The sequence below is a fragment of the Eisenbergiella porci genome (assembly GCF_009696275.1).
Lineage (GTDB): Bacteria > Bacillota > Clostridia > Lachnospirales > Lachnospiraceae > Eisenbergiella > Eisenbergiella porci.
The window spans coordinates 24,136-45,088 of the sequence record NZ_VUMI01000020.1 but is presented as its reverse complement, the minus strand read 5'-3'; the positions used below and the strand labels follow the sequence as shown (position 1 = coordinate 45,088).

Annotated in this window: 15 protein-coding genes; 11 read left to right on the top strand and 4 right to left on the bottom strand. The window is 49.9% G+C overall.

Going from position 1 to position 20,953, the window contains the following annotated elements; translation table 11 throughout:
- The first annotated feature begins 8 nt into the window (after nucleotides 1-8).
- The 3 genes from FYJ45_RS13400 to FYJ45_RS13390 all read left to right on the top strand — a co-directional run bounded on the left by FYJ45_RS13400 (nucleotide 9) and on the right by FYJ45_RS13390 (nucleotide 3,893).
- Nucleotides 9-2,183, top strand: a complete 2,175-nt coding sequence (locus FYJ45_RS13400) for a serine hydrolase domain-containing protein (RefSeq protein WP_154464999.1) — start codon at nucleotides 9-11, stop codon at nucleotides 2,181-2,183.
- On the top strand, nucleotides 2,164-2,574 hold the full coding sequence (locus FYJ45_RS13395; protein WP_276891738.1) for a VOC family protein: 411 nt from the start codon (nucleotides 2,164-2,166) through the stop codon (nucleotides 2,572-2,574). Before FYJ45_RS13400 ends, FYJ45_RS13395 begins: the two co-directional genes overlap by 20 nt.
- A 545-nt stretch (nucleotides 2,575-3,119) precedes the next feature.
- Nucleotides 3,120-3,893, top strand: coding sequence for a DUF2087 domain-containing protein (locus tag FYJ45_RS13390; protein ID WP_235930794.1), 774 nt, complete (start codon nucleotides 3,120-3,122; stop codon nucleotides 3,891-3,893).
- A gap of 121 nt (nucleotides 3,894-4,014) precedes the next feature.
- Here the strand turns inward: FYJ45_RS13390 and FYJ45_RS13385 are convergent, their stop codons facing one another.
- Both FYJ45_RS13385 and FYJ45_RS13380 read right to left on the bottom strand, forming a co-directional pair.
- Nucleotides 4,015-5,214 carry a VWA domain-containing protein gene (locus FYJ45_RS13385; protein ID WP_154464995.1) on the bottom strand — a complete coding sequence of 400 codons (1,200 nt, stop codon included), beginning with the start codon at nucleotides 5,212-5,214 and terminating at the stop codon, nucleotides 4,015-4,017.
- An 11-nt stretch (nucleotides 5,215-5,225) separates the two neighbouring features.
- Nucleotides 5,226-5,993: an AAA family ATPase gene (locus FYJ45_RS13380; RefSeq protein ID WP_235930793.1), complete on the bottom strand. Its 768-nt coding sequence runs from the start codon at nucleotides 5,991-5,993 to the stop codon at nucleotides 5,226-5,228.
- Between the two features lie 454 nt (nucleotides 5,994-6,447).
- On the opposite strand from FYJ45_RS13380, the gene FYJ45_RS13375 reads away from it, so the two are divergent.
- Together FYJ45_RS13375 and FYJ45_RS13370 are read left to right on the top strand one after the other, a co-directional pair.
- The gene (locus tag FYJ45_RS13375) at nucleotides 6,448-7,140 is read left to right on the top strand and encodes a response regulator transcription factor (RefSeq protein ID WP_035324314.1); all 693 of its coding nucleotides are present in this window, start codon (nucleotides 6,448-6,450) and stop codon (nucleotides 7,138-7,140) included.
- A 37-nt stretch (nucleotides 7,141-7,177) separates the two neighbouring features.
- A complete protein-coding gene (locus FYJ45_RS13370; protein ID WP_154464991.1) occupies nucleotides 7,178-9,793 on the top strand; it encodes a sensor histidine kinase in 2,616 nt (871 codons plus the stop codon).
- A 129-nt stretch (nucleotides 9,794-9,922) separates the two neighbouring features.
- On the opposite strand, the gene FYJ45_RS13365 is transcribed toward FYJ45_RS13370, so the two are convergent.
- Nucleotides 9,923-11,110, bottom strand: a complete 1,188-nt coding sequence (locus FYJ45_RS13365; protein WP_154464989.1) for a ribose-phosphate pyrophosphokinase — start codon at nucleotides 11,108-11,110, stop codon at nucleotides 9,923-9,925.
- Between the two features lie 225 nt (nucleotides 11,111-11,335).
- Between FYJ45_RS13365 and FYJ45_RS13360 the strand changes: the two genes are divergently transcribed.
- From FYJ45_RS13360 to bglX, 5 genes are all read left to right on the top strand, one after another.
- Nucleotides 11,336-12,670: a DUF512 domain-containing protein gene (locus FYJ45_RS13360; RefSeq protein WP_154464987.1), complete on the top strand. Its 1,335-nt coding sequence runs from the start codon at nucleotides 11,336-11,338 to the stop codon at nucleotides 12,668-12,670.
- A 25-nt stretch (nucleotides 12,671-12,695) separates the two neighbouring features.
- Nucleotides 12,696-14,048 carry a ribosome biogenesis GTPase Der gene (gene der / locus FYJ45_RS13355; protein WP_021640133.1) on the top strand — a complete coding sequence of 451 codons (1,353 nt, stop codon included), beginning with the start codon at nucleotides 12,696-12,698 and terminating at the stop codon, nucleotides 14,046-14,048.
- Nucleotide 14,049: 1 nt separating this feature from the next.
- Entirely contained in the window at nucleotides 14,050-14,703 is a 654-nt protein-coding gene (gene plsY, locus FYJ45_RS13350; protein ID WP_021640132.1) for a glycerol-3-phosphate 1-O-acyltransferase PlsY, read from the top strand.
- Between the two features lie 151 nt (nucleotides 14,704-14,854).
- A complete protein-coding gene (locus FYJ45_RS13345; protein WP_154464985.1) occupies nucleotides 14,855-15,868 on the top strand; it encodes an NAD(P)H-dependent glycerol-3-phosphate dehydrogenase in 1,014 nt (337 codons plus the stop codon).
- Nucleotides 15,869-15,982: 114 nt separating this feature from the next.
- Nucleotides 15,983-18,208 carry a beta-glucosidase BglX gene (bglX, locus tag FYJ45_RS13340; RefSeq protein WP_154464984.1) on the top strand — a complete coding sequence of 742 codons (2,226 nt, stop codon included), beginning with the start codon at nucleotides 15,983-15,985 and terminating at the stop codon, nucleotides 18,206-18,208.
- 133 nt (nucleotides 18,209-18,341) lie between these two features.
- Here the strand turns inward: bglX and metF are convergent, their stop codons facing one another.
- A complete protein-coding gene (metF, locus tag FYJ45_RS13335; protein ID WP_154464983.1) occupies nucleotides 18,342-19,199 on the bottom strand; it encodes a methylenetetrahydrofolate reductase [NAD(P)H] in 858 nt (285 codons plus the stop codon).
- Nucleotides 19,200-19,621: 422 nt separating this feature from the next.
- Here metF and aroA point away from each other — a divergent pair, with 422 nt between their 5' ends.
- Entirely contained in the window at nucleotides 19,622-20,932 is a 1,311-nt protein-coding gene (gene aroA, locus FYJ45_RS13330) for a 3-phosphoshikimate 1-carboxyvinyltransferase (RefSeq protein WP_154464982.1), read from the top strand.
- The last annotated feature ends 21 nt before the right edge of the window (nucleotides 20,933-20,953 follow it).

Below are 20,953 nucleotides of genomic sequence, written 5' to 3'. Positions count from 1 at the left end.
TATCGCATATGGCAAAAACGGAATTGGCAGTAGCGGAACTGATTTGGAACATGATAGCGAGGAAAACCGGGAATGTGGGAAAGGTGGATTTTTTCCCGCAGAAGCCAGCATTTCCCTTTGGAGAGGGCTTTCCGGGGCGGGAAGAAGCGGAACAGCCCCTGGAAAGGGCGATTCCCGAAACGCAGGGGATATCCTCCGCCCGTATTGCGGCCTTTTTAAAGGAACTGGCGCTTCATGAGAGCATTGATATTCACCAGATTATGCTGGTGCGCAATGGGAAAGTCATCTGTGAATGCGGATTTGCCCCTTATCCTGCGGGGATGTGGCATGCAAGCTATTCCATGTGCAAAAGCATTACAGGCATGGCCATTGGCATGCTGATTGCGGAGGGAAAGCTGAAGCTTGGCGATAAGGTGATTGATGTATTCCATACCAGGAAAAATCTGTTCAATATTTTCCGGCTGAAGGATGTCACCGTGGAAAACCTGCTGGACATGACCAGCTGCGTCAGCTTTAATGAAACGGGAATCGTGTCCGGGAACGACTGGGTGAGAGGCTATCTGGAATCAGGACTGGCAGGCGTGCCGGGACGCGATTTTGAATATAACAGCATGAACACTTATATGCTTTCCGCAATGATTACGGAAATTACCGGGGAAAGCCTGATGGAGTACCTGCGGCCCAGATTATGGGAACCGATGGGCATACGCAGGATTTTCTGGGAAACCTGTCCCAAGGGGATTACCAAGGGCGGCTGGGGGCTTTTTATCTGCCCGGAGGATGCCGCCAAGCTGGGAATGCTGTACCTGCAGAACGGAAACTGGAAGGGTGAGCAGCTCGTCCCGGAGGAATGGGTAAGGACCTCCAGCACCCTGCATATGGAAACGCCTTCGGAAATGAGCAGCCACGGTTATGGCTATCAGATGTGGATGGGCGGCAGGGAAGGCTCTTTTAACTATAACGGCATGCTGGGGCAGGATGTGCTCGCTTACCGGGATCTGAACATGGTGGTAGTGACCAATGCGGGAAGCAAGGAGCTGTTCCAGAACTGCGTGCTGCTGGGCATTGTCAAAAAATATTTTGAAGGTGACTATAATCCGCCTTCCCGGCTTCCTGACGATCTGCGCAGCCAGATCATGCTGCAGCATGTAATTGAAGAAATGGAGGGGAGGCGGACCGGCCTTCCGGTCATTGAAAAGGGCGGCTGGGAAAAGCGGAAGGCCGTTTACATCCGTAGCACGCTGCGGCAGAACAGAATCCATTATCTGGACGGCAAAACCTATGAAATGGAAGAAAAGCATGTGGGCCTTATGCCGTTGATGATGCAGGTGTTTCATAATAATTTTACCGACGGAATTGGGAAAATCGGTTTTACCGCCGCAGGGAACAGGCTGTTTATCCACCTGTTTGAGGGCGAAGAGGAAATTTCGCTGGAAATCGGCTTTGTGAAGGCGGCGGCCGCCAACGTATCCTTCCATGGGGACATTTACCGCCTTGGCGTCAAGGGGGAATTTTCCACGGATGAGGACGGCAGGATGGTGCTGAAAATAGATTTTGCATTCCTGGAGGAAGCCTGCAGACGGAAGGTAAAGCTGTATTTTGATGGGGATACGCTGGAGGCCCACTGGGATGAGACACCAGGAAAAGAAGTGATTATGGAAGGCCTGGACTCTCTGACGGATATCGGCGGGAAAATGGGCTTCCTGCTGAATACCATAAAAGAAAGCGGCGGAATAGATGTTTTTCATATTCTGGTGGAACGAACCGTGCAGCCGGTTTGCACAGGCAGGCTGATCGATCCGAATGCGGAAGTGGAAAAGGAAAAGGGAACGGAAAAGGGAACGGAAACGGAAATGCAGGAGGCCCGGGATGCCGTGCAGGATACGCTGCAGAATACGGCCCAGGATGCTGTGCAGGATACACCGCAGAAAGCCGTGCATAAATTCGTGGGAGATGCCGCACAGAAAATAGTCCAGAACATTGTGGGAGGCGCTGTACAAAAAACTGTGCAGAACATTGTAGAGGATATTGTGCAGAATACAGAGGACACAGAACAGAATACCGTGGAGAATACCCCGGAGGAAAATACACAGGTTAGTTCGCTGTCAGCGGCACAGAATGCGTTGGCGGATAATACGCACAATAAGGAAGGGGAGCATGTCAGTGAATGGAAGTCATGTTAGGATAGGGTCGTGTATACTCGCTGGCGACATGGATATTATGGTTCGATTTTACAGGGATACGCTGGGCTTTCAAACGCAGTGGGATGGAGGGAATTTTGCTGAATTTGAAACAGCTGGAGGCGAATTAACCTTTTGGCTGTACAGCAGGAAGGAATTTGTTAAGGCAATCGGGGAGAACTATATCCCGCCTAAGGGAATCAATCAGACATTTGAAATCGCCCTTTGGTTACCATGTTTTGCTGATGTGGATGCGGAATATGAGCGGCTGTCAAAGTTGAATGTACAGTTTCCGACAGGAGAACCTATCACCTATCCTTTTGGTATTCGCAACTTTTATGTTGCCGACCCGGAGGGCAATCTACTTGAAATCGGCAGCACAAGAGAATTGTAATGCCGCACAGTATTAGAATATTACAGGCAGGGGCCGCAAAATCATCTGAAATGTTGATTTTGCGGCCCTTGTAGTTTTTTGCAGGTTTAGGAGAGGAGGCTCATGCCAGGTAATCAGATTTTTGATTTCCGCTGTATAGGCCAGCATGAAGGGCTGGTTGTAAGAAAGTGACTCAGGAATGTCAGAATCTATCGCTGAAGGCGGCTTGGGATGGATTTTGGCAGTAACTGTGAAGGTGCTGAACAGTTTCAGTATACTATGATTGAAAACTAATACAAACAAATATAATAAATGTCTATTTATGCATAGACATAATTGATTTATGATGGTACAATTGATGCATGGGCAATCATAATAATTAATAGCAGGTTAGTAGTAGGCCGGGATAAATGACAGTGCAGAAATGCCAGTGAAAGGACGAAAAAATTTATGTTGATTCACGCGGTATATGCAGTATATGTATAAAGCCCCGCAGTTTACAGAATGCCGGAACAACCAGCTGGGACACAAGCAAAATATAGTATCACCAAAGGAGGAAGAAGAATATGGCCTGTGATAACATGGAAAGCAGAAACGAGCTTTTTTTCAGCGCCGATACGGAAGAACTAAAAAAAGGCTGCCGGGAAAACGATAAAGAAATAAAATGTCTCATTTGCGGTGAAACCTACGAGAAGGGAGAAATTTTTCCTTTTGAGGGAAGATATTTCGATGCGGGAAAAAGAATGAAGCTGCATCTTGAAAAAGAACATGGCTCCATGCTCCATTTCCTCTTAAATTCCGGCCTTGCAGGCGTTTCAGAAATACAAAGCGCCATCCTGGCAGCGATGGCAGAGGGCTTAAGCGATAAGGAGATAGCCGCCAGACAGCAGATTGCCCAGTCAACGGTGAGGAACCACCGCTTCAAGCTGCGGGAAAAGGAACGGCAGGCCAGAGTATTCCTTGCGATAATGGAGCTCATGAAAGAATCCGTGCCCACAGAAGAAAACGATCCTGGTGAGAAGCTTTGCGAACCGCACCGGACCGCCTCCATGGTGGATGACAGGTACGTGATTACTGAGGAAGAAAGAACGCAGATTCTGGGGACTTTTTTTGATGAAAACGGACATTTAAAGGAAATCCCGGCCAGAGAGAAGCGGAAAGTAGTGATACTTCGTAAAATAGCAGAAAATTTCAAACCGGGTACAAAATACACGGAAACAGAAGTAAACCGCATTCTGAAAAGAATTAACGACGATTTCCCTTACATCCGCAGACTTATGATTGAATACGGTTTCCTGGATCGCACCAGCGACTGTTCCAGTTATTGGATAAAGGAATAAATCAGTAACGCTCGGTCAGGCCTGCCCATTTACTGTGCCGACCGAAGGAAAGTAACAAAAAAGGCCATGAAGCGAACCAACTGTAACAGCTCGGTTCCCCGGGCTGCTGCAGCATTGCAGGCTATCCCTGCATCAGTTCCTTCATGGCCTCTTTCAATCCTTTTACAGTCATGGGAAACATGGGAAATATCCCCTTAACCGCAGTTTCGGATTCCCTCCAGGGCGCGTTCCCCTGCGCTATTTTAGGATTCAGCCACACGCTTTTCCGGAAATGCTCCTTCATAAGCTCCAGCCAGCCGATGCCGGGAAGCCCGTCATTGGGACCGCGGTAGTTGCCCGAAGGCGAATAAAGCTCCTCCGGAGCCATGGCGGCATCACCCACAATCACCACACGGGTATCGCTTTTCAGGTTCCGAAACAGCCATTCCGTATCAATCCAGTCGCCATAATCACAAACAGGGGACTGGTAAACCTTCCCATATATACAATTATGGAAATAGTAAAAATGCGTTTCCTTAAAATGATTGGACCTGCTCACCGCCTGAAACAGCTCATTCATCAGCTGCGAATAAGGCAGCATCGTACCGCCGGAATCCATGAGAAGCAGCAGCTTTATTGCATTTTTACGCGGTTTTTCCATAACAACCTGAAGAAAACCGCCATTCTGGCAGGTTTTATCTATCGTTCCCTCCACATCCAGATCGGTTCGGGGAAGATCCTGCCTCGAGGAATACTGCCGCAGCCGCCGCAGCGCCTGCTGGAACTGGCGATTGTCAATGATCCTGTCATCCCGGAAATCTTTATATTTACGCTCGCCCATGACGGCAAAAGCCGACTGATGCCCCGATTTGCCACCCACCCGGATACCGCCCACGTCGGCGCCGGTATTTCCGAAAGAAGAACGGCCCATAGTTCCCACCCAGTAACTTCCGCCATTGTGCTCGCTGGTCTGCTCCTTCAGCCTCTTTTCCAGAAGGGCCTCCGTTTCCTCCGCGCTTTCCTCCCTGCGTTCCAAAGAAAACGCGCCCTCGCTTCTTTTTTCCTGAAGCAGCTCGTTCATTTCAGGCTTGTCCAGCCATTCCAGAAGCCGGGAAGAAAGCGCCGTCCCCTTTTCAATTCCCTGGAAAAATTCCCCGAAAGCCAGGTCAAACCTGTCATAATCCGTCTCCCGTTTTACAAGAAGCATCCGGGAAAGCATATAAAAATCAGAAAGGCTGCAGCCGCACAGCCCCTTATCAAGCGCCTCCTGTAAAGAAAGCCACTCCCCGGGAGTAACCGCGATTCCCTTCCCCTTCAAAACCACAAAAAAGGCCTCAAACATAACCCCGCTCCTTACAGAAAACGATTCTTTTTCAAAGCATCTAAATCCTCATCCTTTTTCAACAACACCCCTGGAAACGGCAGCTCTTTCTCAAGGACTTCCCCGGAAATCCCGCCAATCTGCAGTGCATTCACCCAATCCAGCAGCTCCGAGGTACCGGGCTTTTTACGCAGATTCCGTATGGAACGGATTTCCTCAAACGCCGAAACCGCCGCACCCAGCAGCTTATCCTCCACCTCAGGGAAATGCGTCCTTACGATTTCCTCAAGAAGCTCCCTGTCCGGAAAATCAATATAATGAAAAATACACCGCCGCAAAAAAGCATCCGGCAGCTCCTTCTCCGCATTAGAAGTAATAATAACAACCGGCCTATGCTTCGCCCTCACGGTCACCCCGGTTTCCGGAATATAAAACTCCATCCGATCCAGCTCCCAAAGCAGATCATTAGGAAACTCCAAATCAGCCTTATCGATCTCATCAATCAGCAAAACCACCTGATTTTCATGCGAAAACGCCTCCCCCAGCTTACCCAGCCGGATATACCTTGAAATATCGCTGACCCCGGCCTCCCCGAACTGACTGTCATACAACCTTTTAACCGTATCATAGCTATAAAGCCCATCCTGAGCCCTGGTAGTAGACTTAATATTCCAGACAATCAAATCCATCCCCAAAGCCTCAGCCACCGCCTGCGCCAACACCGTCTTCCCTGTCCCCGGTTCCCCCTTAATCAACAAAGGCTTCTCCAAAGCCACCGCCACATTCACACTCTCAATCAACCCCGTCCCCGCAATATACGAGCCCAAGACGATGCTGTCTGACGAACGCAGTGAGGAGTTCTGCGCCGTCTGACAGCAACAGGAAAACCGCTGCGGTTAGAAATACCCCATTTTTGCGTCCGACCATGGGAAACAGCCCCCGCCCCAGCCCCGAAAACTTCCACCCCGGTACGTACTGCCGCCTCTCTCCATTCGCTTCCCCTCCCCCAACCTTAAGAAAATATTAATAATGTTCCTTTTTCTATATTAATAACTATATGTTTAAATAAATACACAAACATCACAGATCTGCATCACACACGCGGCGGCTCTTACCATATATTGCATGGGCGGGGCCGCCGTAACATGCCGAAAAGGCTACAAGTCGGCCGCAGTTTGTGGTATACTGATGCAAAAAGGCAGGCCTGTCCGGCAGGGAATGATAAAGCACGGTCTGCGGAAGGAGCGACAGAAGATGACAAATATTCTTGTATGCGACGATGATAGAGAAATTGTGGAAGCGATAGAGATTTACCTGGCTCAGGAGGGCTACCATGTTATAAAGGCATATGACGGGGAACAGGCCATCCGTGCCCTGAAGAACAATGAGGTGCACCTGCTTATCATGGATGTGATGATGCCCAGGCTGGACGGCATCCATGCCACCCTGAAAATCAGGGAATACAGCAGCATCCCGATTATTATCCTTTCTGCCAAATCCGAGGATGCGGATAAGATCCTGGGCCTGAATATCGGAGCCGATGATTATGTGACCAAGCCCTTCAATCCGCTGGAGCTGGTGGCAAGAGTGAAGTCCCATCTGCGCAGGTATACCCAGCTGGGAAACCTGAATGCGGAAAACAATGCAATTTTCCGTGCGGGAGGGCTTGTGATCAATGACGAAACCAAGGAAGTGACGGTGGATGACGAACCGGTTAAGCTGACCCCCATCGAATATAATATCCTCCTTCTTCTGGTGAAGAACCAGGGCCGTGTGTTTTCCATTGATCAGATATATGAAAGCATCTGGGAGGAAGAGGCTATCGGCGCCGATAACACAGTGGCCGTCCATATCAGGCATATCCGTGAAAAAATTGAAATCAACCCCAAGGAGCCCCGTTATCTGAAGGTGGTATGGGGAGTGGGCTATAAAATCGAAAAGCAGTAAAGGCCGGGAAAAGTACAGCAGGGCGGGAGGAAGAATTATGAAGAAAAAGAATGTGATGGGAAGAGGAAAACGTACGTTGATCCTGTTTACAAAAAGAGTATTGACGGCGGCGGCGATCGGAAGTGTAATCGCAATTATTTCCAACTCCTTCATTACGGTGGAAGGCACCAATGGAAAGAGCCGCTACTTTATTTCTCCCTTTGCCCAGAAGGAAATGTTTGAGGATTCGGAGGTTTTTGATGATATCCTGCGTAAGGATGCCCAGGATATTACCAGAATGTCCGTCATCAAAAGCCAGCTGGAAACGGACGGCGTCTATGATGGAAAGAAACAGATCGATATCACCGCATATGTGAACAGGACGAGCATGGTATCGGAAGAAGAAGTGACCGCAGAATATTACCTGGACGATCTGATTAAATGGGGAAACTACGGATTCAGTTATGAAACGGTTTATGGAACAGAAAGTGATTTTGCCATCTATTTCGGTCTGGGGAAAAGCGAGACGGAAATGGAAATTCCCAGTGATCTTACCATGGGGGACTATGCACTGCAGTCAGAGCTTACCAGGCAGGCCATCAAATATTCCACACAGGTTGCGGATAAGGGAACGGACTCCCTGAGCATGCGGATGATAATGGAGCTTCCGGACAGTCTGGAAAGCTATATGGAAAGAGCCTCGGAAAAGGGAGAAATGACCGTAAACACGGAAGATGTATTGGCCCTGGATATTCTCGTCCCCAGATATTATTCCGCATCGGGAATGGATTTGGCTGATTATGCCTCAGATATGGAAGAATATATGATGCTGCGGAATAATCTGGTGGAGGCCTGCAACCAGCTCTATCACAATTTTACGGAATACAGCAGCTTTAAGAAGTTTTACGGAGAAGACAAGACGAATGTCCGTTACTGCTATCAGATGGTAGTGGATGGAGAAATCCGTTATTTTACCAATCTGTCCCAGAGCTATACCAATAAAAGCGAGAAGCAGATAACGGATGAATTCAGCGCCTACGGACGTTATCTGTATTATAATCCTGATCGGGTGGAGATTAAGACCAATACCCAGATGACCACGGAGGAAATGCGGGAAATACTGGGTTCTTACGAATATGCCTTCGGAGAAAATTCCAGAGTCTGGATCGGCGTGGATACTTCCTATGAAGTAAATGACAGCCTGGCGAAGGCCAGGGCGGCTTTTGTCAGCTTTATGCCTTATTACTGGCAGACGGTGGCCCTTGGCGCGCTGGCAATGATCCTGTCCCTTTGGCTTTTGGGCGTCCTTACCGTATATGAAGGAAGAAAAGAAGAGGAAAACGAGGACGGCTATGTGGTTGCCCTGAAAAAGGGAGATCATTTTCCCACCGAGATTTTCCTTGTCCTGGCTGCTTCCGTGACTGCAGGCTTCTGCGTACTGTGCGGCGCGGCCTATGATATTGCTTTTTCCTATACGCTCGCAGGGGAAGGCATCAGTCCGTTCATGCTTACGGCGGCGGCCGTTGCGGCAGCCTTCCTGCTGGACTGGATTAGCACCTCCTTCTATCTGGGGCTGGTGCGCCGTCTGAAGGTGCATACCTTCTGGAGGGATTCTTTGCTGTGGCAGCTGGGCAGGCTGTTAAAGCGCATTGTCCTGCGTCTGTATGACAACAGCCATATTGTGAGCAGAATCCTGATTCCCTTCCTTATCATTGCCGCCTTCAACCTGTTTATGGGAATTCTGGGCACGGTGGGAATACTGTTTGCGGGAATCGTGGATATTTTTGTGGCGGCCCTTTTGTATATGGAAAGAAAGGATCTGCAGAAAATTGTGGAAGGCACGCAGACTATCGGAAGCGGAGATTTCGGCTTCAAAATAGATGACAGCAAGATGCATGGGGAAAACAGGGCGCTGGCGGAAGCGGTCAACAGTATCGGCGACGGGATTCAGGAGGCTGTGGCCACCAGCATGAAGGATGAAAGGCTGAAGGCGGACCTGATTACCAATGTGTCACATGATATTAAGACCCCCCTTACCTCCATTATTAATTTCGTCAATCTCCTGAAAAGAGAGAATATCCAGGATGAAAAAATAAAGGGCTACATTGAGGTACTGGACAGCAAATCACAGAGACTGAAACAGCTGACGGACGATCTGGTGGAAGCTTCTAAAATATCCTCCGGCAACATCTCACTGCAGATGGAGAGACTCAACTTTGTAGAGCTGATCAATCAGACTGTGGGTGAATTTTCGGAAAAGATGAATGAAAAGTGCCTGGATTTAATCGCAAACATGCCGGAAAAACCGGTCTATATTGAGGCAGACAGCAGGCGGATCTGGCGCGTAGTAGAAAACCTGTTCGGAAACGTATATAAATACGCCCTGGAGGGAACCAGAGTTTATCTGGATCTGGCGGTGAAAGAAACCGACGGACAGAAGCTGGCCTCTTTTTCCATGAAAAATATTTCAGCACAGTCCCTGAATATCAGTGCGGATGAACTGACAGAACGTTTTATCCGCGGGGATGTTTCCCGGAGCACGGAGGGAAGCGGCCTGGGACTGTCCATCGCCAGGAACCTGACGGAGCTTCAGAACGGAAAGTTCGACATTTATCTGGATGGAGATTTGTTCAAGGTGATAATTACCTTCCCTTGTCTGGAAGAACAGCAGTAAAAAATTCCCCGCGGCCTGCGGGGAATTTTTTTATAAACCACTTCTGTAATGCTTCTTATGCGATTCTTTTCTGTTAAGCCTTCAGCAATTTTCCTTATATCTTTTCCTTAAGCCACCCGATATGGCAGATCAGATATGGTATTCTTCCCTGTTATTGTATCTGGCCAGGATTTCATTGATTTTTTCCGTAGGAGTCATAACGTGGGACATGGAGATGTCATGATTCATAAAATCAATGATGGATGCCAGGAACTTGCTCATATCGGCCTCGGTATAATATGGCCTGGTGTAAAGCTCAGGCGGCTGGTAGGTGAGGTTGGTAGTGATTACCCGGTCGAACCAGCAGTTTTCATAGGCTTTGTCGAAGGCCTCAAGGCCATTGGTGAACAGTCCGAAGGTACAGCAGATGAAAACACGCTTTGCATTCATTTCCTTCAGCTGTCTGGAGGTATCCAGCATGCTTTCTCCGGAGGAAATCATATCGTCAATAATGATAACGTCCTTTCCGTCAACGCTGTCTCCCAGGAATTCATGGGCGACGATGGGGTTCTTGCCGTTTACAATGGTGGAATAATCGCGGCGTTTGTAGAACATGCCGGTATTGACGCCGAGTACATTGCCGAAATATACGGCGCGGTCAAGGGCGCCTTCATCGGGGCTGATAACGATAGTATGATCCTGATCGATGATCAGATCATCCTCCGTATCCAGCAGCGCCCGCATGAACTGATAAGGCGGCGTAAAATTGTCAAAACCGTTGAGCGGGGTTGCATTCTGCACCCTTGGATCATGGGCATCAAAGGTGATAAAATTATTCACGCCCATATTTGCCAGCTCCGTGAGCATATATGCACAGTCAAGGGATTCTCTGCTTGTCCTCTTGTGCTGGCGGCCTTCATAAAGGAAGGGCATAACCACATTGATTCGATGCGCCTTTCCTGCGGCGGAGGCTATCATGCGCTTCAGGTCCTGGTAATTATCATCGGGAGATTTGTGGTTCGTATAACCGTTAATGGAATAGGTCAGACTATGGTTACATACGTCAACAATGATGAAAAGATCCTTTCCGCGGACGGATTCCCTGATGATTCCTTTTCCTTCTCCGCTTCCGAAGCGGGGGCTGGAAGCATCCACAAGATAACTGTTTTCAATATACCCCTGGAAAGCGGGATCGTCGTGTTTTGTATTTTTCATATTTTTCCGGAATTCAACAAGATAATTGTTGACGCGTCTTCCGATGGTTTCGGCGGATTCCATGGCAAGCACCTTAAGAGGCGCTACCGGAAGGGCGTTTTCCAGTTCTCGTACGTTTGGCATATGGTTCTCCTGTCTGTCTGCCTGGGCAGACGTTTTCTCTTTTTTAGATCTGGCAACATTACTTATTTTATAACATTATGCTAGTGACACGTCAAGAAAATTCTAGTAGAATAAGGAAAGGGCATGACAGCTTGGACAACCGGACTGTTATGAAAGGGTCGCAGGATACTGACGTTGTGCTGAAATAAGAAAAACGGATGCCCGCAGGAAAAGGAGAAAGAATTCATGAAGGAAAAAGGCCATTTGATCCAGGCTGTGGAAGAAGGCGGAATCGCTGAGGAAATGGGAATTGAGCCGGGAGACAGGCTGCTGGAAATCAATGGAGAGACGGTGGAGGATATTTTTGACTACCAATATATGATTGAAGAGGAATATGTGGAGGTGCTGATTGCGAAGCCCTCCGGTGAAGAATGGCTGCTGGAAATAGACAAGGATTATGAAGAAGATTTGGGAGTGACCTTTGACAATGGTCTGATGGATGATTACCGCTCCTGTACCAATAAATGTATTTTCTGTTTTATTGACCAGATGCCGAAGGGGATGCGGGAAACGCTGTACTTTAAAGACGATGATTCCCGGCTTTCTTTTCTGCAGGGAAATTATGTGACCCTCACCAACATGTCGGAGAAGGATGTGGACAGGATTATCAAGTATCACCTGTCCCCTATCAATATTTCCTTCCAGACGACCAATCCGGAATTGCGCTGCCGGATGCTTCATAACCGGTTCGCGGGAGAGTCGCTGAAAAAGGTGGACAGATTTTATGAGGCCGGCATACAGATGAACGGCCAGATAGTGCTTTGCAAGGGTTTTAATGACGGAGAGGAACTGGAACGTTCTATCCGGGATCTGACAAAGTACCTCCCTCATCTGCAGAGTGTGTCCGTTGTGCCGGTGGGGCTGTCCAGATTCCGGGAGGGCCTGGAGCCGCTGGAACCTTTTACGAGGGAGGATGCCAGGCGGATGCTGGAGCAGATTCACCGCTGGCAGGAAAAGCTATACCCCGAATACGGGCTTCATTTTGTCCATGCCAGCGACGAGTGGTATATCCTGGCAGGGGAGGAGCTGCCCAGGGAGGAAAGCTATGACGGATATATGCAGCTGGAAAACGGCGTGGGTATGATAAGGCTGATGCTGGAGGAGTATGAGGATGCGCTCGCCCGGCTGGAGGAGCCGGAAGCCCTGGAAAACAGAATACTGAAGGGCACCTATTCTTCTGTAACGGGCCAGATTGCCTATCCCTATATCCGCCGGATGGCGGATCGGCTGATGGAGCGGTTCCCGGAGGTGAAAATACAGATATTCCCCATAAGAAACGATTTCTTCGGAGAACGGATTACCGTGACCGGGCTTCTCACCGGACAGGATATCATAGCCCAGCTGAAGGGCAGGGATTTGGGAGAAATCCTGTATCTTCCCGAGAACATTTTACGGAGCGGGGAGCGCGTCCTGCTGGATGATATCACGGTGGAAGACCTGGCTGGGGCTTTACAAGTGAAGACAGATATTGTAAAATCAAGCGGATATGATTTTGTGGACGCATTTATAAGGAAACTGTGAAAAGCCGCTGACGACAGGCGGCAGAATGGATGGTAAATATATGAGCAATACAAACAGAAAATCAATCGTTGCGGTGGTGGGAAGGCCGAATGTGGGTAAATCCACCCTCTTTAACGCGCTGGCGGGAGAGATGATTTCCATTGTAAAGGATACGCCGGGCATTACAAGAGATCGTATTTATGCGGATGTAACCTGGCTGGACCGGGCTTTTACCCTGATTGATACAGGCGGTATCGAGCCGGACAGCAGCGATATTATTTTATCACAGATGCGGGAGCAGGCGCAGATTGCCATTGATACCGCGGATGTGATCCTTTTTATGGTGGATGTGAAGCAGGGCCTTGTGGATTCGGATTCCAAGGTGGCGGATATGCTCAGACGCTCCCATAAGCCGGTGGTGCTGGTGGTTAACAAGGTGGATGATTTTGATAAGTTCATGCCGGACGTGTATGAATTTTACAATCTGGGAATCGGGGATCCTCACCCGATTTCTGCCGCCAACCGCATGGGACTGGGGGATCTGCTGGATGAGGTAATCAGCCATTTTGAGGAAAAGACGGAGGCTGAGGAGGAAGACGACCGGCCGAGAATCGCAATTGTAGGAAAACCCAATGTGGGGAAATCTTCTATTATTAACAGGCTGATCGGAGAGAACCGTGTAATCGTTTCCGATATCGCCGGAACCACGAGGGATGCGATTGATACGGAGGTGGTCCATAACGGAAAAGAATATATTTTTATTGATACCGCAGGACTGCGCCGTAAAAATAAGATAAAAGAAGAGCTGGAGCGCTACATGATTGTCCGTACGGTCAGCGCCGTAGAGCGCGCCGATGTGGTGGTTCTTGTGATTGATGCCCAGGAGGGCGTTACCGAGCAGGATGCCAAAATCGCCGGGATTGCCCATGAACGCGGCAAGGGAATGATCATAGCCGTCAACAAATGGGATGCCATTGAGAAGGATGACAAAACCATTTACCGTTTCTCGGAAAAGATTAAAAATACGCTTTCTTACATGCCTTATGCGGAAATGCTTTTTATCTCCGCAAAGACAGGACAGCGTCTGCCCAAGCTTTTTGAAACCATAGATGCGGTGATTGAAAACCATGCCATGCGCGTGGCGACAGGCGTACTGAATGAAATCATGGCAGAGGCGGTGGCCATGCAGCAGCCCCCGTCGGACAAGGGCAAGAGACTGCGTCTTTATTATATTACCCAGGCAGCGGTGAAACCGCCTACGTTTGTTATTTTTGTGAACGATAAGGAACTGATGCACTTTTCCTATACTCGTTATATAGAAAATAAAATTAGGGAAGCCTTTGGATTCAGAGGCACCCCCCTGAAGTTTATCATCAGGGAACGGAAGGAGTCGAAGTAAAATGATACGTATCGTTTGTCTTTTGATTGGCTATGTATGCGGCCTGTTCCAGACTTCATTTATCTATGGCAAAATGCATGGCATTGATATCCGGAATTACGGAAGCGGGAACGCAGGAACCACCAATGCGCTCCGCGTGCTGGGCACCAAAGCCGGCCTGATTGTTTTTGCCGGCGATGTGCTCAAGTGTATACTGGCGGTATTGCTTGCGAGGCTTTTGTTTGCAGCCGGCCATCCCGACATGAAATATCTGTATATGCTTTATGCCGGGGCGGGCGCGATTCTGGGCCATAACTTTCCCTTTTATCTTCATTTTAAGGGAGGTAAGGGGATTGCGGCCACAGCCGGCCTGATTCTGTCCTTTCATCCTTATTTTATCCCCATGGGCGTGGTGCTTTTCTTCGGCGCCTTCCTGACGACCCACTATGTATCCCTTGGATCGCTGCTGGTTTATGCCGGTTTCATGATTGAACTGGTGGTCCTGGGACAGCTGGGGGTTTTCGGAATGGGCCAGGCGGCCCTGACGGAACTTTACATAATCGGAGCTTTCCTGACCATAATGGCTTACTGGAAGCATCGTGAAAATATTAAACGGCTTCTTCATGGAAATGAAAGAAAAACCTATCTGTTTAAGAAAAATAAAGAAGCGGTGTAGCTGTCCGGCCAGTTCTGCGCATATACTGGGCAGAACGTATATAAAAGCAGGGGCACTGGTAAAATAAGCGCAGGGGCGTGCTGATGGCAGAAATGAATTTTCAAACATGCTCCGGGCAAAGGTCTGTAAAACAGACAGAAGGGAAGTAAACATGGCGGAAATAGGAATGATCGGAGCAGGCAGCTGGGGAACAGCGCTTACCTGGCTTCTTACAAATAACGGGCATCATGTGACCGTATGGTCTGCACTGGATGCGGAAATCGAAATGCTGAAAAAGGACAGGGAGCAGAAAAGCAAGCTTCCGGGGGTTATCCTTTCGGAGGATACCCGGTTTACCACGGATTTAAAGGCAGCGGTGGAAGGAAGGGATCTGCTGGTGCTGGCTGTGCCTTCCCCGTTTACAAGAAGCACCGCCGCCCGGCTTAAGGATGTTGTAGAGGACGGCCAAATCATCGTGAATGTTGCAAAGGGAATCGAAGAAAATACGCTGATGACGCTTTCCCAGATCATCGAAGAGGAGGTTCCTCAGGCAGAGGTCGCCGTCCTTTCCGGCCCTTCCCATGCGGAGGAAGTGGGAAAAGGCCTTCCCACCGTTATTGTGGCAGGCGCAAAGCATAAGGAAACAGCGGAGTACATCCAGAATATTTTTATGAATGAGGTATTCCGTGTATATGCCAGCCCGGACGTGCTGGGCATCGAAATCGGCGCGGCCCTGAAAAATGTGGTGGCGCTGGCAGCAGGCATTGCGGATGGCTTAGGCTATGGTGACAACACAAAAGCGGCCCTGATCACCCGGGGAATTACGGAAATTGCACGTCTCGGCATTAAGATGGGCGGCCATTTTGAAACCTTCTGCGGATTGTCCGGCATTGGCGACCTGATTGTAACCTGCGCCAGCATGCATTCCAGAAACCGCCGTGCCGGAATACTTATCGGTAAGGGATATACCATGGAGGAAGCCATGGACGAGGTAAAGATGGTGGTGGAGGGTGTTTATTCCGCCAAGGCGGCCATGACGCTGGCTGAGAAATACGAGGTACAGCTTCCCATCATCGAACAGGTCAATGAGGTGCTTTTTCATGGAAAAGCAGCAGCCCAGGCGGTCAATGATCTGATGCTGCGTGATAAGAAAATAGAAATTTCAGACGATACGATGTGGTCATAGCTGTCACAGGCATTCGTCAGCTATTAGCAGGCATTTCCGGGTATACTGCGCGGAAATGCCTGAAATACATACATAAATAACTAAATAAAAAAAGAGAAGGGGATTGAAAGAAATATGCAGGAGAAGCAGCTTCAGGAATTGTTGGGCTCCTTAAGCCTGACAGAAAAAATCGGGCAGCTGGTGCAGGTGCCGGGAGAGGTTCTGAATGCGGAGGGACAGGAGCTGGGGGTCCGTGAGGATCTTGGCCTCAGTGAAGAAATCATCCGTAATGCAGGATCCACGCTGAATGTGGTGGGCGCAAAAAGAATCAAAGAAGTACAGAAGGCATATCTGGAGAGGAGCAGACACAAAATTCCTCTTTTGTTCATGGCGGACATCATTTATGGATTCCGTACGGTATTTCCCATACCGCTGGCGCTTGGCTGTACCTTTGAGCCGGAGCTCCTGGAAAGGCTGTGTGAAGTGACCTCCCAGGAAAGCGTGGCAGCAGGGGCGCACGTTACTTTTTCGCCCATGGTGGATCTTGTGCGGGATGCCAGATGGGGAAGATGCCTGGAATCCACCGGAGAGGATCCTTATATGAACAGCCTTTATGCAAAGGCCATGGTGGAAGGCTTCCAGAAGGGAATGAGTGACGGGGCAAAGGAGCCGAAAGGCATGGCGTCGTGCATCAAGCATTTTGCAGCTTACGGCGCTCCCGAAGGCGGAAGAGATTACAATACGGTGGATATATCCGAGCGCAGGCTGCGCCAGGAGTATCTGCCCTCCTATAAGGCCGGTGTGGATGCGGGCTGTGAGATGATCATGACCTCCTTCAACACGGTGGACGGCATCCCTTCCACGGGAAACAAGTGGCTGATGGATGATGTGCTCCGGAAGGAGTGGGGCTTCGATGGTGTTGTCATCACCGATTATGCTGCCATAGCCGAGCTGGTAATCCACGGCGCCGCGGAGGATCAGAAGGAAGCGGCGCGTCTGGCCATGGAAGCCGGCGTGGATATCGATATGTGTACAGGCTGCTATGCTAACTATCTGGAGGAACTGATTCAGGAGGGCAGAATTGATGAAAAACAGCTTGATAAAGCCGTAATGCGTATCCTGAAGCTGAAAAACAAGCTGGGACTGTTCGAAGACCCCTACAGGGGAGCAGATGAAGAGAAGGAAGCCGGGCTGTTCTTGAGTAAGGAAAACCGCAGGCTGGCAAAGGAAGCTGCCGTGAAGAGCATGGTACTTCTGGAAAACAGGGAAGAAACGCTTCCTCTGGCAGCCGGCGCTAAAATCGCTTTGATCGGTCCCTATGCGGACAACCAGGATGCCCTTGGCTTCTGGGCAATCCATGGAACTAAAAGCGCAGTGGTAACCCTGAAGACCGCACTGGAAGAGGCTGTGGGAGCTGAAAATGTGATGAGCGCTCCGGGCTGCGAAACCATACTGGAAAAGGATTACCATGATCTGCCTGCGATGCAGAAGCAGTATGGTATGGAAGGCTGGAGTGACGAAAAACGGCAGGCGGAAATGGAAAAAGCCGCAGAGCTTGCCGCACAGGCGGATGTGGCGGTCCTTGCGCTGGGAGAAGCGGTGCTGCAGGGCGGCGAAGGCGGAAGCCGGACCAGCCTTACCCTTCCGGGGGATCAGCTTGCGCTTCTGAAAAAAGTGCGGGAAAAAGCAGCAAAGGTGGTAGTAGTCCTTTTCGGAGGCCGCCCGCTGGTATTAGAGGAGGTGAGTAAGCTCTCCGATGCGCTGCTGGAGGTATGGTTCCCGGGAACTGAAGGAGGCCATGCAATAGCCGATGTACTGCTGGGAAAAGAAAGCCCCTGCGGCAGGCTCTCCATGAGCATGCCCCGCTGTGTGGGACAGATGCCGCTGTACTATAACCACTTCAACACGGGACGTCCCTACGACGGTATTACCCCGAACCGTTTCTTCTCCCGCTATACGGACTGTGAAAACACACCGCTGTACCCGTATGGTTACGGCCTTTCCTATCATAAGGCGGAATATGGCCCTGTGACCTTAAGCAGCCATATCATGAAAAAGGGTGAGACGATTACGGTGCAGGCGGACATTACCAATACGGGTAGCCGGGCCGGTATTGAGACAGTACAGATGTATCTCCGTGATGTGGCGGGCAGCGTGGTCCGTCCGGTGAAGGAACTGAAGGGCGTACAGAAGGTAGCGCTGGATGCAGGAGAGACTAAGCGGGTTAAATTTACCATTACCGAAGAAATGCTTCGGTTTTATGGGAAAAACATGGAGTACTGTTCGGAACCGGGAAAATTCCAGGTGATGATCGCCTCGGACAGCAGCTACGATATGCAGGCTGAGTTTATACTTAAATAAGTAAAATGAATTGATAAATAAAAATATTGGTAACTGTGAGGAAACTGAACAGTTACCAATAATGATGAATGACACTGGAGGCCGCGGCAAAACGCGGCCTCTGCTGTATTCGGCGGCAGGAATGCCTGTCTGGTTATCTGATTGCGGAAACGATCTCCCGGGCAACCTTCGGCTTGTTCATAGTATAAATATGGATGCCGTCCACATGATGGATCTTCAGATCAAGAATCTGTTCTATGGCGTAATCGATGCCGGCTTTCCTCATTTCCGCCGGATCGTCTCCGTAGGTGGCGATGAGATCCGCCAGCTTCTTGGGGACGGAGGAGCCGGAAAGGGAAACCGTGGTTCCCAATTGTTTGGCCGAGGTGATGGGCATGATACCGGCGCAGATGGGGAGGTTTATGCCCGTACTGCGCGCTTTGTCCAGAAATTCATAATACACATGGTTGTCGAAAAAGAGCTGTGTAATCAGAAATTCGGCCCCCGCGTCACATTTTTTCTTCAGATGGAGAAGATCGCTGTCCAGATCCTTTGCTTCATAATGCTTTTCCGGGTAACAGGCGCCTGCAATGTGGAAATCTGTGGAGCTGTTCAGATAACCTGTCAGATCCGAAGCATGGGGGAAATGCCGGCTGTTAAACTGTTCATCGCACATATAGGGCGGTCTGTCGCCGCGCAGGGCCAGGACATGGTTCACATTGGCTTCCTTCAGCTGTGCTGTTACCGCATCAATGTCTTCTTTCCCGGAGCCCACACAGGTCATATGTGCCAGGGCATTGATTTTCAGGTTATTCTGGATATAGGAAGCGATTTCCACGGTTTTCTTCGACTTGCTGCCGCCGGCCCCGTAGGTAACGCTGATAAAGTCAGGCTGCAGCCCGGCAAGGGAATCCAGCACCAGAAACGCATTGGCAAATTCCTCTTCCTTTTTGGGCGGAAAAACCTCAAAGGAAAGAATCTGCTTATTTTCAGAAAAAAGTTCTTTTATCATCTGTTTAACCTCTTTAACATGAATTTTATTTTAGATTGCATTTGACTCATAACAGATAGTATCGTAACATGTTATTGTGTGAAATTCAAGAAATGATTTGTCTGAACATTCAGCCGTAGTTCATCTATGGTTACTGTTCACTCCGTGACCAGTAACTGCATAAATCCATTAAAAATCGCCTGCGGCGATGGGGTTTATGCACTCTTGAATCACTTTCTTACGTACTGTGCAGTAAATGCACAGTAATGAGTGAACAGTAACCATCTATGGTAACAGTGCTGACAGGACTGTGCATTTACTGCGCAGTCCGTGAGAAAACGTGGTGGCAACAGGCATCCGGCCACACGCGCGGCGTTTTTATTGGCCGGATGCTGTAACGGTTCAGGCTTCTGAACCGTTACCATATATGGAGGGAAGCAGTCATGGATAAAAATATCTATCATGTACCGTATATCTATGGAAAAATGGACGGCAGGGGCACGGTGTCCGTCAGGGTGCCGGGTTCAAAGAGCATCACTAACCGGGCGCTGCTGCTGGCAATGCTGGCCGATGGGCCATGTACGCTTACGGGCGCTCTGTTCAGCGATGATTCCCGGTATCTGCAGCAGTGCATCGCGGATTTGGAGTTTGAAATAGAGGCGGATGAAAAAAGGGCTGAGGTGCGGGTGGAAGGTCTGGGAGGGAGGCTGCCAGTGCGGGAAGCCTCCCTTTATGTGGGAAGCGCGGGAACGGCGGCGCGTTTCCTCACGGCCTTGCTTGGGCTGAAGAAGGGAGCCTGGCATTTGGATTCTTCGGAGCAGATGAAGCGGCGTCCCATGCTTCCGCTGCTCCAGTCGCTTCAGGAGCTGGGGACCCGTGTGGAATATCAGGGGCAGGAGGGACATTTTCCGTTCACCCTGTATCCGGGAAATAACGGGAGGCAGGATATTGCGGTCAATATTGAGCACAGCAGCCAGTTTTTGAGCGCGCTGCTGATTGCGGCCTGCTGCGCAGAACGGAGCCTGGATATCCGTGTGGAAGGAACCCATGGTATGGCCTACATAGATATGACGCTTCGGATGATGGAGCAGTTCGGGGTAAAAGCGGAGAAAAGAGGCAGGGATTGTTTCCATATGGAAGCAGGGCAGAGCTATCGGCATCAGGAGTATGCAATAGAGCCTGATGTCTCGGCGGCCTGCTATTTTTACGGGATGGCGGCAATCCTGGGGATCGAGGTGCTGGTGCCCGGCGTACATTTTGGCTCGCTGCAGGGAGATGTGCAGTTCCTGCGGATTCTGGAACGGATGGGCTGCAGCCTGCACGAGACGGCAGAGGGAATCGCATTGAAGGGACCGGAAAACGGAAGGCTGCGGGGCGTGGAAGCGGATATGCATGCCTGCTCCGACCAGGCCATAACCCTTGCGGCTATAGCGCCGTTTGCAGATGCGCCTGTCACCATAACAGGCATCGGGCATATCCGGTATCAGGAAAGCAACCGTATGGAAGCGATTTCCACGGAGCTGGCGCGGCTGGGAATCCGCTGTGAGCAGGGGGAGGACAGCCTGAGAATATGGCCCGGCAGGCCTGTGCCGGGAGTTGTGGAAACCTATGATGATCATCGGATGGCTATGGGATTTTCCTTGCCTGGGCTGAGAGCCGAAGGGATTGCAATTGCAGATCCCGGGTGCTGCAGAAAAACCTTTGAGAATTATTTCCAGGTGCTGGATGAGGTGGTCAGAGGCGTGACAGGATAAAAGAATCCAGCCGTCCCTTCC

What these genes read in the sequence shown, in the direction of transcription:
- bglX (WP_154464984.1), top strand. Translation starts at nt 15,983, where the DNA reads ATGCAGGAGAAGCAGCTTCAGGAATTGTTGGGCTCCTTAAGCCTGACA.
- aroA (WP_154464982.1), top strand. Translation starts at nt 19,622, where the DNA reads ATGGATAAAAATATCTATCATGTACCGTATATCTATGGAAAAATGGAC.
- metF (WP_154464983.1), bottom strand. Translation starts at nt 19,199, where the DNA reads ATGATAAAAGAACTTTTTTCTGAAAATAAGCAGATTCTTTCCTTTGAG.
- FYJ45_RS13400 (WP_154464999.1), top strand. Translation starts at nt 9, where the DNA reads ATGGCAAAAACGGAATTGGCAGTAGCGGAACTGATTTGGAACATGATA.
- der (WP_021640133.1), top strand. Translation starts at nt 12,696, where the DNA reads ATGGATGGTAAATATATGAGCAATACAAACAGAAAATCAATCGTTGCG.
- FYJ45_RS13385 (WP_154464995.1), bottom strand. Translation starts at nt 5,214, where the DNA reads ATGTTTGAGGCCTTTTTTGTGGTTTTGAAGGGGAAGGGAATCGCGGTT.
- FYJ45_RS13370 (WP_154464991.1), top strand. Translation starts at nt 7,178, where the DNA reads ATGAAGAAAAAGAATGTGATGGGAAGAGGAAAACGTACGTTGATCCTG.
- FYJ45_RS13360 (WP_154464987.1), top strand. Translation starts at nt 11,336, where the DNA reads ATGAAGGAAAAAGGCCATTTGATCCAGGCTGTGGAAGAAGGCGGAATC.
- FYJ45_RS13365 (WP_154464989.1), bottom strand. Translation starts at nt 11,110, where the DNA reads ATGCCAAACGTACGAGAACTGGAAAACGCCCTTCCGGTAGCGCCTCTT.
- plsY (WP_021640132.1), top strand. Translation starts at nt 14,050, where the DNA reads ATGATACGTATCGTTTGTCTTTTGATTGGCTATGTATGCGGCCTGTTC.
- FYJ45_RS13390 (WP_235930794.1), top strand. Translation starts at nt 3,120, where the DNA reads ATGGCCTGTGATAACATGGAAAGCAGAAACGAGCTTTTTTTCAGCGCC.
- FYJ45_RS13345 (WP_154464985.1), top strand. Translation starts at nt 14,855, where the DNA reads ATGGCGGAAATAGGAATGATCGGAGCAGGCAGCTGGGGAACAGCGCTT.
- FYJ45_RS13375 (WP_035324314.1), top strand. Translation starts at nt 6,448, where the DNA reads ATGACAAATATTCTTGTATGCGACGATGATAGAGAAATTGTGGAAGCG.